The following is a 12,728-nucleotide window of genomic DNA, read 5'->3' on the forward strand; positions in this document are numbered from 1 at the left end:
GCCATGTGACCTGGCGACGAGGCTGGGGGCAGGCTGTCGGTCGCTCGTACCGATCCCACCACCTCCACGTCGCTGGTGCCGACCGGGATCCTCACGACGAAGAGCCCGGCGGAGCCGGCGCCGGCCCGGTGATGGCTGCTCAGCGGGTGGTTTCGCCCTGGGCGACTTCGATGTCCTGGTGGACATGGAGCGCGCCGGTCGCGGCGGTGGTGCAGGACAGCAGCGCGCAGGCGGCCAGCAGTGCCGCGATCCACGGCATGGCGCGCGGGGCGCGCGGGGCGGGCTGGAGGAGGGCGGCCACGCGGCGCGGTACGGGGCCGGTGGTGGCCGCGGGGGTCATCGCGGGCCGGGAGGTGTCCGCCGTGTGCGCGGCGAGGGCGGCGCGGGCGATGGCACGCGCGGTGAGGCGGCGGTCGCCGACGGCGGTCGCGGCGGCCTCGTCGGCGGCGCGCTCGGCGGCCAGCCGGATGGCCTCGCGGACCGGGCGGAGGGCGGGGTGGCAGTGGGCGGCCAGCTCGGCCGCCGCCAGGAAGTAGTGGTGGTGGCCCGCGTTGTGGGCGCGCTCGTGCGCGAAGAGCGCCTCGCGTTCGCGTGCGTCGAGGCTGCGCAGCATGGCGGTGGTGACGACGATGCGGTGCGGGCGACCGGGCAGGGCGTACGCGTCGGGGCGCGGGGAGTCGACGACGCACAGGTCGCCCGCGGCGGGCCGGCGGCCGGCCTCGGAGCGCGCGGTGCGCAGACCGGCGGTCTGCCGCAGCACCGTGCGGACGAGGGCGAGCGCGGCGAGGGCGAGCAGGCCGGCGGCGAGGGCGGCCAGCGGGAGGACCAGGCGCACGGAGGGCGTGGGCAGGGGGTGCACCAGCTCGCCCAGCGCGGCGAAGGCCGGGATCCTGAGCAGGCCGGTCAGGGCGAGGGTGCCGAGCGCCGCGACGGTGCCGGCCGCGAGCAGCAGCGCCGAGACGGTCAGGGTCCACAGCGCGGCCACGGGCGTGCAGCGGTCGAGGACCTTGTGGGCCGGCGCGGACGCCGCCCAGGGCAGGAGCAGAGGGATCAGCAGCAGAACGGTCCTCATGCGCCCTCCTCCAGCAGTCGGCGCAGGACCTCCTCGTCGTCCGGGCTGAGCCGGGCGACGAAGCGGGCCAGGACCGTCTCCCGGTCGCTGCCGCGGTCGAGTTCACTGTGCATGCGCAGGGCGGTCAGGCCGTGCGGGTCCTCTACGGGCCGGTACGCGTAGCCGCGGCCCTGCCGCTCGCGTTCCAGCGTCCCCTTCTCGTACAGGCGGGTCAGGATGGTCGTGACGGTGGTCCGGGCCAGGCCGGAGGCGAGTTCGGACTGCACCTGGGCCGGGGTCAGCGGCGTGCCGGCCGCCCACAGCGCGGCCAGCACGGCGGCCTCCAGTTCGCCCGCCAGCCGGCGTTCGTCCTTTTCGGCACTCATGGGCACGGTCCTCACTCCGCGATCGCCTACACTGCCGTAGACGGTCTACAGGATTGTAGACGATCGGGTGCCGTACCGTCCGGCGGCCCGCACGGAAAGGACTCATGCCGATGACCACACCCGTGGTTCTATCGTCGCAGCTCTCGGTGAATCCGCTGGACGCGCAGTCGCTGCTGGCGGCCTTCGGTGTGCTGGGCGTCGGCGTGGTGATGTTCGCCGAGACCGGCCTGCTGATCGGATTCTTCCTGCCGGGCGACTCGCTGCTGTTCACGGCGGGCCTGCTGTGCACGGGCACGGGGCGGCACGGCGTACATCTGTCGCTGGGGCCGCTGCTGGCCGCCGCCGCGTTCGGCGCGCTGGCCGGCGCGCAGTGCGGCTATCTCATCGGGCGCCGCGCGGGCGGCGCCCTGCTGGCCCGCAGCCGCTCGGCGCGCCTGCGCGAGGGGGCCGGGCGGGCCGAGGAGCTGCTCGCGCGCTACGGGCACGCGAAGGCGATCATGCTGGCCCGATTCGTGCCGGTGGTGCGGACCGTGCTCAATCCGCTCGCGGGTGCGCTGGGCGTGCCGGCCCGGGTGTTCACCGTGTGGCAGGCGGCCGGCGGGCTCGTGTGGAGCCTCGGGCTGACCCTGGCGGGCTACGCGCTGGGCTCCTCGATCCCGGACGTGGACCGCTATCTGCTGCCGTTGGTCGCACTGATCGTGGTGCTGTCGCTGATCCCGCTCGCCCTGGAGCTGTACCGCGGCCGGCGGCGCGCCAAGGCCGGGGAGGTGCGCGGATGATGCTCGCGTTCGGCGGAGCGTCGGTCGACGGTTCCGCGTACCGGGAGGTGGTGGGCGTCGCGGGGCGCTCGCCGGGCTGGCTGGACACCACGATCGGCTGGTGGTCGGCGTACGGTCTGGCGGTGTTCGCCCTGTTGATGGTCCTGGCGTGGTGGCGGGCGCGGCGGACGGGAGCCGGACCGGCATTGACGGCGCTGGCCGTGCCGGTGGCCGTGGTCCTCGCGTACGGCGTCAACGATGTCCTGAAGCTGCTCGTCCGTGAGGACCGGCCCTGCCGGAACCTGCCGGTACGCACCCTGGAGGCGTGTCCGGCGCACGGTGACTGGTCGTTCCCGAGCAACCACGCGGCGATCGCTGCGGCGGCCGCCGTGGCGCTGCTGTTCCTGTCGCGGTGGCTGGGCGGGATCGCCTGCGGGGCGGCCGTCGCGATGGCGGCTTCCCGGGTCTGGGTCGGCGTGCACTATCCGCACGACGTGGCGGCCGGGATGGTGGTGGGCGCGGGCGTCGCGCTCGTGACCATGGCCGTGGTGCGCGGCCGGTCCGAGGTGCTGGCCGGACGGCTCGCGTCGGCCGCGCCCCTGCGTGTGCTGCTGTCGGCCTCATGAACCGCAGGGACGTCGCCGAGGTGGCGGGCAGCGTCGGCCTCGGCGCGTGGGCGGCCTTCACCGTGCTGGCGCTGGTCGTCACCGGCCGGGCCGGGGCGCCGCTGTGGCTGGACGACAGGTTCCTCACAGAGTCGGTCGGCCACCGCCCGGAGGAGGCCGTGGCACTGGCCCGGGGGGTGACCGCCACCGGCACCGGCACCGTCCCGTACCTCCTCGCGGTGCTGGCGGGAGCGGTCGCGGGACGCACGGCACGGACCCGGTTGCTCGCCTCCGCCCTCGCCCTCGCCTGTCTCGCCGCGGGTCAGCTCCTGCGCTACGGCGTGATGGAGGCGGTCCGGCGGCCCCGGCCGCCGCGGGGCGACTGGACGGCACACGCGGGCGGCTGGGCGTTCCCCTCCGGCCACACCACCACGGCCGCCCTGGCCGCCGGCCTGCTGATCGTCGCGCTCACCCTGCGCGCCCCCCGAGGGGCGACAGCCCTGCGGACAGCGGTGTGCGGCTGGGGCCTGCTGGTCGGGCTCACCCGGGTCTATCTGGGAGTGCACTGGTTCACGGACGTCATCGGGGGCTGGCTGTTCGCCGCCGGCTGGCTCGGGGTGTGCCTGTGTGCGGCCGCCCACTGGCTGCCCGCCTCCCTGCTCACCGACATGATCACCCCGACTCCGAGACCGGGAGAGGGCCATGCGACAGAAGATCCTGGTCGTCGAGGACGATCGCGCCCTGCGTGACGTGCTGCGCCGCGGCCTGTACGAGGAGGATTTCGACCCGGTCCCGGCCGCCGACGGCGCCACCGCCCTGCGCCTCGCCACGGACGACGTCGCGGCGGCCGTCCTGGACGTCGGCCTGCCCGACGCCGACGGCCGGGACGTGTGCCAGGCGATGCGCGCCCACGGCTTCCTCGCCCCCATGATCTTCCTGACCGCACGCCACCAGCTCACCGACCGCCTGGCCGGCTTCTCCGCCGGGGGCGACGACTACCTGCCCAAGCCCTTCCATCTCGCCGAACTCGCCGCCAGGCTGCGAGCAGCCCTCAGACGGGCGGCCACCACGGCACCGGCCACGACCGGTGACCTGGTCCTGGACGCGGTGAACCACACCGTCACCGTGCTCGGCGCCCAGGCCGTCGCCCTGTCCCCCACCGAGTTCCGGCTGCTGGCCACGCTGGCCGCCGCGAACGGGAGCCTCGTACGCCGCCGCGCCCTGGTGGGGGCCGGCTGGCCCGAGGGCGCGCAGGTCAGCGACAACACCCTGGACCAGTACCTGAGCCGGCTGCGCCGCAAGCTAAGGGAGGCGGGCAGCGGCCTGACGATCGGTACGGCGCGCGGGATCGGACACCGCCTGTCGTGAAGCGTGTCCGGCCGGTCCTGCGGCGCCTCGCCCCGCGCACCCTGCGCGGCCGCCTCTCCCTGGTGGCGCTGACCACCGCGGCCCTGCTCATGACGGTCCTGACCATCGTGTTCAACGCCGTGACGGACCGGCACCTGCGGCACCAGGCGGACGACGAACTACGCGACCGGGCGGCCGCGGTCGCCACGACCGTCGACACCACCGGGCCCCGGGTGCGCGTCCTGGAAACCGTCAACGACCGCCTCCTCGACGCCAACGTGTGGATCTACGCCGGAACCCGTCTGCTGGAGAAGCCGCCGTCCGCCACGGCCGGTGACCTGCCGGCCCGAGCCGCCGACCGGCTTGCCGCCCGGCCGAGGGACCTCTGCGTGACCGTTCAGGCACCCGCTCACCGGCCCGTCCGGCTGTGTGCCCGGCGCGTCCCCGGCCGCCGCGCCACCGCCACCGTCGTCACCGCCCTGGACCTGACTCCGTACCGCAGCTCGGCTGCCACCCTGCTGGTGGGATCACTCGTCCTGGACGCCGTCATGCTCGGCTGCACCTACGTACTCACCCGTCTGGCCGTCGGCCGGGCACTGCGCCCGGTGCGGACGATGACCGATCAGGCCACGCAGTGGAGCGCCGTGGGCTCGGACGAGCGCTTCGGCACGGAGGACCACCCGGCCGAACTCGCCCGCCTCGGTGCCTCCCTGGACGCACTTCTGGACCGCATACGCACCGTCCTGCGCCACGAACAGCAGCTCACGGGAGAGCTGTCCCACGAACTGCGCACGCCGCTCACCCGGATCGTCATGGAACTCGACTGGTGGCGGGCCCGCCCCCGCACGGACGCCGAGACCCGCGCCGCCCAAGAGGTGATCGCCGAGGCCGCCCAGTCCATGCGCGTCATCTGCGACACGCTCCTGAACGACGCCCGCGAGAACGCGCTGAACCCGGCCACGGTCCCCGGGACAACCGACGTCCTCCCGGTGCTGGACCGCCTGCTCCAGCACCTCGACCTCCCTGACCGGGTGAAGACCGAGGTGGAGGCGGAGGCACCGGTGCTGGAGGCGGTTGTCGCCCCCGCCCCCCTCGCACGCATCCTCAGCCCCCTGCTCACCAACGCCGTCCGCTACGCCCGCTCCCGGGTGACCGTGTCGGCGCGGCGCGTGCCCGGCGCCGTGCGGATCGACGTCGTCGATGACGGCCCCGGTGTGCCGGAGACGTTCGCGGACGACCTGTTCCAGCCCGGCCGGCGTGCCGATCCCGGTGACGGACACGACGGCGCGGGCCTGGGGCTGCCGCTCGCGCGCCGTCTGGCTCGCGCCGTCGGCGGTGAGGTGTCCTACGACGCCCTGCACACGCCGGGGGCCAGGTTCACGATCACTCTGCCCGCCGGGTGACCGGTGCCTGTCCCTCCCGCACCGACCGGCGTTCCCGCACATGGGCGTAGGCCATCAGTCCGAACAGGACGGCGAGGAGTACGGCGGACGAGCCCGCGGTACCCAGGTCCAGGCCGCCCTTGGCGACGGGCTTGGTGAGGAAGTCGCCGGCGGTGGCGCCCAGCGGTCGGGTGAGGACGAAGGCGATCCAGAACAGCAGCACGTTCGGCACCACGGGTACCTTCATCAGCACCACCAGCACGGCCAGCACCCCGGTCACGAGCAAAGCGCCGCCCAGGTAGCCGAGGCCGGAGCTGTCGGAGAGGAAGTCGCCCATCGAGGTGCCGAGGGTGTTCGAGACGAGGATCGCCGCCCAGAACAACGCCTCCCCCCGGAAAGTGACGATGTCGCGGATCCGGAACGTCATCCCGCTCAGCTTCCAGGCGAGGAAGATCGCCATGAGGATCGAGATCAGGATCGCCGCGCCCGCCGGATAGCCGAGGCCCAGGCCCTGCGGGCCCCAGCCCAGCTTCGTCGCGCCGTTCGCAAGGTACTTGGCGCTGGCGTCCCGGTTCATGAAGTCGGACATGGTGGTGCCGGCCATGGAGGTCGACAGGATCACGGTCCAGTAGAAGAACGGGTTGTAGTGGCGGGAGCGCAGCTGGACGACCAGCGTCACCAGGAAGACCAGGAACAGCACGACCGTGGTCAGGAAGTAGCCCAGTTTCAGGGTCTGCGCGAAGAGGTCGCCCGCCGTCTCGCCCAGGGTGGTCGCGGCGATCTTCATGATCCAGAACGCCAGCGTGGCCTCGGGCAGCTTCTTCGTCACCGACTTGTCCGTCCTCGACGCGGCCGCCACGTCGAGGTCGGTGAGGGCCTCCGGTTTCTCCATTCGGCGTCTCCTGTGCGGTCGAACGACAGGGCGCCCCACCCGCGTGCCGGATCGAGTGCCCTGTCGCATGTGCCGGCCGCCGACAGCGGCCTGGATCTCCGACCGTCGCACAGGATGCCTGAACACATCCTGAACGCCCGCCGTGTGCCAGGTCAGGCCGCGCGTCGGGCAGCAGGGTCAGGCCCGGCGACGTCCTTGCGCGTCACACTCAGACAGACGACCAGGCCGAGAATGACGGCCAGGAACAGCGCGCTGGTCACCACCGTGCCCAGACCCAGGCCACCGTCACCGGTGGGCTGGGAGAGGTAGTCGCCGATGGAGGCGCCGAGAGGGCGGGTGAGGATGTAGGCGATCCAGAAGCTCCACACCGCGTCCAGGCCCAGCGCGAAGCGTGCGAGGGCCACCGCGGCGATGGCCGCGGCGAACAGGACGGCGGACAGCCAGTACCCGAGATCCATGCGCTCGGAGACCAGATCACCGGCCGCGGTTCCCAGAGCGAAGGTGAACAGCACCGCGAGCCAGTAGAAGGACTCACGGCTTGTGGTGTCGATGCTGTGGATGGACAGCGTCCGCTCACGCCGGTACCAGACGGCGAACACGATCGCGAGGAGGATCGCGAACACCGTCGTACTCGTCTCCAGCGGCACGCCCATGTCGTCGGTGAGATTGTCACTGATCAGGGTGCCGACGACGCTGATCAGAGCCACGGCGAGCCAGTACACGCCTGCCCGGTACGCCGTCGTACGGAACTGCACCACCAGCACCGCGGCCAGCAGCGCGCTCATCAGCACCGACACACCGGTCAGACCCAGGCCGGCCTTCTCGTTCAGCAGATCGGCCGCGGTCTCCCCGACCGTCGTGCACAGCACCTTGATGATCCAGAAGTAGAGGGTGACCTCGGGCACCTTGTTCCAGCGGACCCGGTGTCGCGCCGGAACGGCAGGTCCGACTGCCTCGGGGACCGCGGATGTGCCGGACGTTTCGTATGTCATGGCCCCCGAGAGTGGCACCGGGAACCTGAACGCATCCTGAGTGCTCGCGCGGCACCGGCGCACCACACCGCTTGCACCAGCAGCATGGGCGCCGTGAATCGCCCCCTACGGGCGCCCCTCCCGCTCCTGCCCCCCGTGACGGAAGAAGGCCGCATTGCCCATCCCACCTGCCGGCCGGCGAGCGGCTGAGCGGGCGACGATTCAGCTACGCCACCGGCTCGGCCGCGCGACCGTCCTGGCCTACACCGCCGCCCTGCTCCTGCCAGGACCCGGGCTGTGGCTGCGCCGGGAGCACTCCCTGCCCCTCGGCGGGGCGGGCGTCCTACCTGTCTCCGCTGCGCCGCTCTTGCTGTCCCTGGTGCTCTTCGCGGCAGGGCTCCAGGTGCCCCTGCGCGCGCTCGGCACCCTGCTTCGACGCCCGATCGCCCTGCTGACCGGGCTCGTCCTGCACCTGACGATCCCACTGCTGGTCATCCCCGGCGTCGCGTTCCTGCTCCGCCTGACCCCCGACACCGACGGCGGCAGCGGCCTGGTGACGGCGATGATCCTCATCACGGCGATGCCCGTCGCCGCCGGAGCCACCGTGTGGACCGGCAAGGGGGAGGGCGACCAGCCCACCATGGTGGGTCTCGTCCTCGCCTCCACCTTCCTCAGCCCGCTCACCATTCCCCTGGTCATCGGCAGCCTGCTGCCGCTGCTCAGCGACGCTTACGCGGGCACGCTCGCCAGGGCCGCGCACACCGCCCACGGCGGATTCGCCCTGATCGGCGTGGTCCTGCCCTGCGCGGCCGGCACTGTCTGCCGTCTGGCACTGCCCGCGCCGTGGCCGAGCCGGGTACTCGGCGTCATCGAGCCGGTCGCCCTGGCCGGCTCGCTCCTCCTCACCTACGTCAACGCCAGTGGCGCCCTCGGCTCGTTCCTGGCCCGCCCGCGCCCTCTGCTGCTCGCTGCCGCGCTGGCCGTGACGGCGAGTGTCTGCCTGCTGTCGTTCACAGCCGGCCACGCGGCCGCGCGCCTGCTGAGGCTGGACGCCGCCGCGGCCTCGTCACTCACGCTCGCCTGCGGCATGAACAACAGCAGCGCGAGCGCCGTTCTCATCACCACCACGCTGCCCGACAAACCGCACCTGCTCCTGCCCGTCCTCGCCTACGGGCTGCTGCAGAAAACGGCCGCCGGCCGGGTGGTGAGCCGCCGGCGGCCTCGCACCCGCTGCTCGTCCCCGCCGGGCCGGGTGGCCTGACCACTTCCTTACGCAGGCCCCCAGCGACGGAAGGGACAACAGCGCCAGAACGCTGCCCGCTGCGGCACCGGCTCCGGATGACATGCACCGGGGACATCAACAGCGCCGGTCGCGAACCTGCATGCATGGGCCCAGGGAAACACACCAGGGCAGGAACCCTTCCGGCCGGCGGACGGGGAGCTCCCGGGCCCGTGGTGCCGCTCCCTGAAGGTCATCCGCCGGTGGCGAAGCCAGGGAAGAGGGTCATGCCGCCGTCCACGTAGAGGGTGGTTCCCACCACGTAGTCCATGAGGTCCGAGGAGAGACCGACGACGGCGTTGGCGATGTCCTCGGGGTCGCCGATGCGCCTGTAGGGGATCAGCCGCAGCAGGTCTGCGCGGGCCTCGGGCGTCTCCCAGGCGCTGCGGTTGATCGGTGTCTTGATGGCTCCCGGGGCCACCGCGTTCACGCGGATCTTCTGCGGGGCCAGTTCCTGCGCCAACGTCTCCATCATCATCTGCAAACCTCCCTTGGAGGTGGCGTAGTTCGCGTGTCCCGCCCAGGGGATGAGCTGGTGCACGGAGCTCATGCAGACGATCTTCCCTGCGGCGCTGGAGACCTCCGGTACGACCCCGCGCCGCAGGAATTCCTTCGTCGCTTCCCGGGCGCACAGGAACTGACCTGTGAGGTTGACGTCCAGTACCTTCTGCCACTGGGCGAGCGTCATCTCTGTGAAGGGGGCGTCGCGCTGGAGACCGGCGTTGGCGACCAGGATGTCGATCGTGCCGAAGTCCTGGATCATCCGGTCCAGCATGGCGACGACCTGGTCCTCGTCGGAGACGTCCGCCTCGTAGACGGCAGCGCGGCCGCCGAAGGAGGTGATCTCTTCGGCTACTTTTTCGGCGTCCTCGCGTCCGGCCACGTAGTTCACGACGACGTCGGCGCCGGCCCGGCCGAGGGCGATGGCCGTCGCCTTGCCGATTCCGGAGTTGGCGCCGGTGACCAGTGCCTTCTGGCCCTTGAGGATGTGGGCGGGTATCACGTCCCGGGGACGTGCGTCTTCGGAGGTTGGGTTCACGGTGGTCTGCCTCCTTGCTCGGGGTCCCCCGGGCCTCCGGGACCGCGTACCGCGACGCCCACGGCGAGGGAACCGGCGCCGGCGGGTCCGGTCTCCCGTGCCGTCAGCCGCTCTGCTCGACGTGCAGATGGATCGGCCCGCGCAGAATGGGGCTCGGCCGGTACGGCGGAGGGTCGGCGAGCAGCCGGGGCCCGTCGAGACGGCGTACCAGTTCCCTCAGCGCGATCTGGGTCTCCAGGCGGGCCAGCGGTCCCCCGAAGCACAGGTGGATGCCGCTGCCAAACCCCAGGTGCTGGTTGTCCTGCCGGTCGGGGTCGAAATGATCGGGACGGTCGAAGCGTTGTGGATCGCGGCTGCCCGAGGCGAGCATGAGCATGATCTGCGAGCCCTTGGGGATGACGGTGCCGCCGACCGGGATGTCGCTGTACGCCGCCCGCCACGGAATGATGTGAACGGGAGGCTCGTAACGCAGCAGCTCCTCGACCAGGGGGACGACCAGGTCCGGTTCGGCGCGCAGACGGTGCAGCACGTCGGGGTTGCGCAGCATGGTCAGCATGCCGTTGGTGATGAGGTTGACGGTGGTCTCGTGGCCGGCGATGAGCAGCAGGTTCGCGGTGCTGACGATTTCCTCGTCGGTCATGCGCCCGTCGGGCCCGTCGTCGTTGGCCAGCCGTGTCAGCAGATCCCCGCCCGGCCGGCCGTGGCGCTGCTCCAGAAGCCCGCCAAGGTACTGGCGCAGGTCCTTGGTGGCCCGCAGTCCGTTGTCCAGTTTCTCCTTCGGGTCGGTCTCCGGGTCGTAGTTGATCGAGCCGATGACGGCGTCCACCCATACGTGGAAGCGCGGTTCGTCCTCACGCGGTACGCCGAGCAGGTGGCAGATCACGGTGACGGGGAACGGGTAGGCGAAGTCGTCGACGATGTCGATCCGCTCTTTGTCCGAGAAGTCGTCGATCAGGCCGCTGACGGTGGCGGTCAGGTCGCCTTCCATGCCGGTGACCAGTCCCGGAGTGTGCGGTGGGCCGAAATGACGCATGGCCAGGCGCCGCAGGCGGTCGTGTTCGGGCGGATCGAGGTTGAGGAACGCCGGCGCGGCGCGTTCCTCGGCGCCGGGCATCGGCCGTGACAGATTGCGGGTGTCGGAACTCAGGTGTGGATTGTGCAGTATGCCGGCCAGCTCGCGATAGGTGCTGATGACGTAACTGCCGTCCGCCTGCGGGGCCACCGGTGTCTTGCGCAGCTCCGCGTACAGCGGATACGGGTCGGCCCGGGAGGCGTAGTCGAGGATCCGGGGCAGGATGTCGGACGTCTCGGTCGCGGTCATCTCGCTTTCCTTCCTGCTTCCTCTCCTACCGGTGCTGCCGCATCGCCGTGACGCGCCGTTCGCCCGGGTCGTGGCCGGTGACGACCACCGTGGCGCCCTGCGCCAGCAGAGTGGGGCCGGGGAAGTCGACGGGGACCGGTTTGGCGTCGACGGGCTGGTCGGGCGTGGGGCAGGGGGGCGGGAAGGGCGCGGCCGTCTCGATCAACTGCCGGTAGTGGTCCAGCCACTTCGCGTTGTCGAAGCTGACCGCCGCGGTCACACGGCCCTGGTACCCGTAGGCGGCGACGAAGCGCCGGTCGGCCACGGACCCCTGGGTCACGACGACTTGGTCGGCATAGGTCGGTACGCCGACGGACTTGATGTTGACACCGAACTGGATCGACCAGAACGCCGGGATGGACAGGTGCGGCCAGCGGTCCGCCTGGGCGCTGACCATGTTGTGCGCCGCGATCCCGGCCTGTTCCACCGCGTTGGCCCAGTGCTCCAGCGAGATGAACCGGTACTCGTAGACGGGGTTCGGGCAGCGTGCCACGTCACCGGCGACGAAGATGTCGTCGGTGACCAGGCCGTTGAGGTCGAAGGCACGGCACCCCGAGTCGCAGGCGACTCCCCACACGCCCACCGCCAGCCCCGAGTCGCGTAGCCACTCGGTGTTGCGGATGCCTCCGAGCGCCACCACCACGACATCCGCGTCGACGGTGCTGCCGTCCTCGAAGTGGGCACGGCGGAACCGTCCCTGCGCGTCGCCCTCCAGCCGGGTGACTTTGACACCGCAGCGCAGGTCCACACCGTGGGCGCGCTGCATGTCCGCCGCGATGTCGCCGATCATGGCACCGAGCCCCCCGACCAGCGGGGCCGGCGCGAGTTCGGCGACGGTCACCGGAAGGTCGCGCTCCCGGCAGATGGAGGCGATCTCGGAGCCGGTGAAGCCCGCGCCGATGACCAGGACGCGGGAGGGGCCGGCGGCGAGCGCTCGCTGCAGGCCGTCGGCGTCCTCGCGGGTGCGGACCACGAACACGCCGTCCAGGGCCGCCTCGGCCTCGACGAACCAGGGCCGCGCTCGTACGCCGGTGGAGATCAGCATGCGGTCGAAGGGGATGCGGCGACCGTCGGCGAGATGCACGTGGTTGGTCGCCAGATCCAGTCCGTCGGCGGGCACGCCCAGCAGCCACTCCGCGTCGATGTCACGGCGTCGCGGCAGCGCGGTGCCCCCGGCGGGCACCCATCCGGTGAGTACCTGCTTGGACAGCGGGGGACGGTCGTAGGGCTCGGCCGCCTCGTCACCGATCATGGTCAGCGTCCCGGTGAACCCTTCGTCGCGCAGGGCCTCCGCGGCCCGCAGTCCCGCCAGCGACGCTCCGACGATCACGACGCGGCCGTCGCGCTTGAACCTCTGCAGGGTGTCGGCACTGCTCATGACCGCGGCACCCCCGCCGACACGTCCGGCTCCTCCAACCGGTCCACCAGAATGGCCTGGAGCGGGCAGGCAGCCGCGGCGCGCAGCACCCGCTCCCGCTGGACGTCGTCGGGCTGCGGGTCGTACATCAGGGCTTCCTCGCCGTGCAGCCGGAAAGCGTCCGGAGCCAGGAACGCGCATTGCGCATATCCTTCGCAACGGGAAAGATCCACGACAACTCTCATCCTGACCGACCTCCGCCTGAACACTGGAGAACCGCAGGTTCCGCGGGCAGCACCGT

General features: G+C 71.8%; 14 protein-coding genes. 6 read left to right on the forward strand and 8 right to left on the reverse strand.

Going from position 1 to position 12,728, the window contains the following annotated elements; translation table 11 throughout:
- Positions 1 to 139: 139 nt before the first annotated feature.
- Positions 140 to 1,072: a M48 family metalloprotease gene (locus ACH4OA_RS10150; protein ID WP_397968527.1), complete on the reverse strand. Its 933-nt coding sequence runs from the start codon at positions 1,070 to 1,072 to the stop codon at positions 140 to 142.
- Entirely contained in the window at positions 1,069 to 1,437 is a 369-nt protein-coding gene (locus ACH4OA_RS10155; protein WP_397937771.1) for a BlaI/MecI/CopY family transcriptional regulator, read from the reverse strand. The genes ACH4OA_RS10150 and ACH4OA_RS10155 overlap by 4 nt, the downstream gene beginning before the upstream one ends.
- 110 nt (positions 1,438 to 1,547) lie before the next feature.
- Here ACH4OA_RS10155 and ACH4OA_RS10160 point away from each other — a divergent pair, with 110 nt between their 5' ends.
- Genes ACH4OA_RS10160 through ACH4OA_RS10180 form a run of 5 tightly spaced genes read left to right on the forward strand, consistent with a single transcriptional unit; the run spans position 1,548 to position 5,550 of the window.
- Positions 1,548 to 2,216: a DedA family protein gene (locus tag ACH4OA_RS10160; RefSeq protein ID WP_397968529.1), complete on the forward strand. Its 669-nt coding sequence runs from the start codon at positions 1,548 to 1,550 to the stop codon at positions 2,214 to 2,216.
- On the forward strand, positions 2,213 to 2,821 hold the full coding sequence (locus tag ACH4OA_RS10165) for a phosphatase PAP2 family protein (protein ID WP_397968530.1): 609 nt from the start codon (positions 2,213 to 2,215) through the stop codon (positions 2,819 to 2,821). The genes ACH4OA_RS10160 and ACH4OA_RS10165 overlap by 4 nt, the downstream gene beginning before the upstream one ends.
- Positions 2,818 to 3,549, forward strand: coding sequence for a phosphatase PAP2 family protein (locus ACH4OA_RS10170; protein WP_397968531.1), 732 nt, complete (start codon positions 2,818 to 2,820; stop codon positions 3,547 to 3,549). The genes ACH4OA_RS10165 and ACH4OA_RS10170 overlap by 4 nt, the downstream gene beginning before the upstream one ends.
- The gene (locus ACH4OA_RS10175) at positions 3,503 to 4,168 is read left to right on the forward strand and encodes a response regulator transcription factor (protein ID WP_397968532.1); all 666 of its coding nucleotides are present in this window, start codon (positions 3,503 to 3,505) and stop codon (positions 4,166 to 4,168) included. The genes ACH4OA_RS10170 and ACH4OA_RS10175 overlap by 47 nt, the downstream gene beginning before the upstream one ends.
- On the forward strand, positions 4,165 to 5,550 hold the full coding sequence (locus tag ACH4OA_RS10180) for a sensor histidine kinase (RefSeq protein WP_397968533.1): 1,386 nt from the start codon (positions 4,165 to 4,167) through the stop codon (positions 5,548 to 5,550). Before ACH4OA_RS10175 ends, ACH4OA_RS10180 begins: the two co-directional genes overlap by 4 nt.
- Here ACH4OA_RS10180 and ACH4OA_RS10185 read toward each other — a convergent pair.
- Together ACH4OA_RS10185 and ACH4OA_RS10190 are read right to left on the reverse strand one after the other, a co-directional pair.
- Positions 5,531 to 6,421 (reverse strand): hypothetical protein, encoded by an 891-nt coding sequence (locus ACH4OA_RS10185; RefSeq protein WP_397968535.1) that lies wholly within the window; start codon positions 6,419 to 6,421, stop codon positions 5,531 to 5,533. The genes ACH4OA_RS10180 and ACH4OA_RS10185 overlap by 20 nt on opposite strands.
- 152 nt (positions 6,422 to 6,573) lie before the next feature.
- Positions 6,574 to 7,413 (reverse strand): hypothetical protein, encoded by an 840-nt coding sequence (locus ACH4OA_RS10190; RefSeq protein ID WP_397968536.1) that lies wholly within the window; start codon positions 7,411 to 7,413, stop codon positions 6,574 to 6,576.
- Between the two features lie 154 nt (positions 7,414 to 7,567).
- Between ACH4OA_RS10190 and ACH4OA_RS10195 the strand changes: the two genes are divergently transcribed.
- Complete coding sequence (locus ACH4OA_RS10195) at positions 7,568 to 8,653, forward strand: sodium-dependent transporter (protein ID WP_397968539.1); 1,086 nt, start codon at positions 7,568 to 7,570, stop codon at positions 8,651 to 8,653.
- Positions 8,654 to 8,864: 211 nt separating this feature from the next.
- Here ACH4OA_RS10195 and ACH4OA_RS10200 read toward each other — a convergent pair whose 3' ends face one another.
- From ACH4OA_RS10200 to ACH4OA_RS10215, 4 genes are all read right to left on the reverse strand, one after another.
- Positions 8,865 to 9,659, reverse strand: a complete 795-nt coding sequence (locus ACH4OA_RS10200) for an SDR family oxidoreductase (RefSeq protein WP_397968750.1) — start codon at positions 9,657 to 9,659, stop codon at positions 8,865 to 8,867.
- A 154-nt stretch (positions 9,660 to 9,813) separates the two neighbouring features.
- Positions 9,814 to 11,031, reverse strand: a complete 1,218-nt coding sequence (locus tag ACH4OA_RS10205) for a cytochrome P450 (RefSeq protein ID WP_397968542.1) — start codon at positions 11,029 to 11,031, stop codon at positions 9,814 to 9,816.
- Between the two features lie 25 nt (positions 11,032 to 11,056).
- A complete protein-coding gene (locus tag ACH4OA_RS10210) occupies positions 11,057 to 12,448 on the reverse strand; it encodes an NAD(P)/FAD-dependent oxidoreductase (protein ID WP_397968544.1) in 1,392 nt (463 codons plus the stop codon).
- Positions 12,445 to 12,672 (reverse strand): ferredoxin, encoded by a 228-nt coding sequence (locus tag ACH4OA_RS10215; RefSeq protein ID WP_397968546.1) that lies wholly within the window; start codon positions 12,670 to 12,672, stop codon positions 12,445 to 12,447. Before ACH4OA_RS10215 ends, ACH4OA_RS10210 begins: the two co-directional genes overlap by 4 nt.
- Between the last annotated feature and the right edge of the window lie 56 nt (positions 12,673 to 12,728).

The organism is Streptomyces sp. NPDC017095 (genome assembly GCF_044332325.1).
Taxonomy (GTDB): Bacteria; Actinomycetota; Actinomycetes; order Streptomycetales; family Streptomycetaceae; genus Streptomyces.

Bases quoted from the DNA above. Each gene is read 5' to 3' on its own strand.
- ACH4OA_RS10165 (WP_397968530.1), top strand. From the start codon at position 2,213: ATGATGCTCGCGTTCGGCGGAGCGTCGGTCGACGGTTCCGCGTACCGG.
- ACH4OA_RS10215 (WP_397968546.1), bottom strand. From the start codon at position 12,672: ATGAGAGTTGTCGTGGATCTTTCCCGTTGCGAAGGATATGCGCAATGC.
- ACH4OA_RS10185 (WP_397968535.1), bottom strand. From the start codon at position 6,421: ATGGAGAAACCGGAGGCCCTCACCGACCTCGACGTGGCGGCCGCGTCG.
- ACH4OA_RS10175 (WP_397968532.1), top strand. From the start codon at position 3,503: ATGCGACAGAAGATCCTGGTCGTCGAGGACGATCGCGCCCTGCGTGAC.
- ACH4OA_RS10210 (WP_397968544.1), bottom strand. From the start codon at position 12,448: ATGAGCAGTGCCGACACCCTGCAGAGGTTCAAGCGCGACGGCCGCGTC.
- ACH4OA_RS10160 (WP_397968529.1), top strand. From the start codon at position 1,548: ATGACCACACCCGTGGTTCTATCGTCGCAGCTCTCGGTGAATCCGCTG.
- ACH4OA_RS10190 (WP_397968536.1), bottom strand. From the start codon at position 7,413: ATGACATACGAAACGTCCGGCACATCCGCGGTCCCCGAGGCAGTCGGA.
- ACH4OA_RS10205 (WP_397968542.1), bottom strand. From the start codon at position 11,031: ATGACCGCGACCGAGACGTCCGACATCCTGCCCCGGATCCTCGACTAC.
- ACH4OA_RS10150 (WP_397968527.1), bottom strand. From the start codon at position 1,072: ATGAGGACCGTTCTGCTGCTGATCCCTCTGCTCCTGCCCTGGGCGGCG.
- ACH4OA_RS10170 (WP_397968531.1), top strand. From the start codon at position 2,818: ATGAACCGCAGGGACGTCGCCGAGGTGGCGGGCAGCGTCGGCCTCGGC.
- ACH4OA_RS10155 (WP_397937771.1), bottom strand. From the start codon at position 1,437: ATGAGTGCCGAAAAGGACGAACGCCGGCTGGCGGGCGAACTGGAGGCC.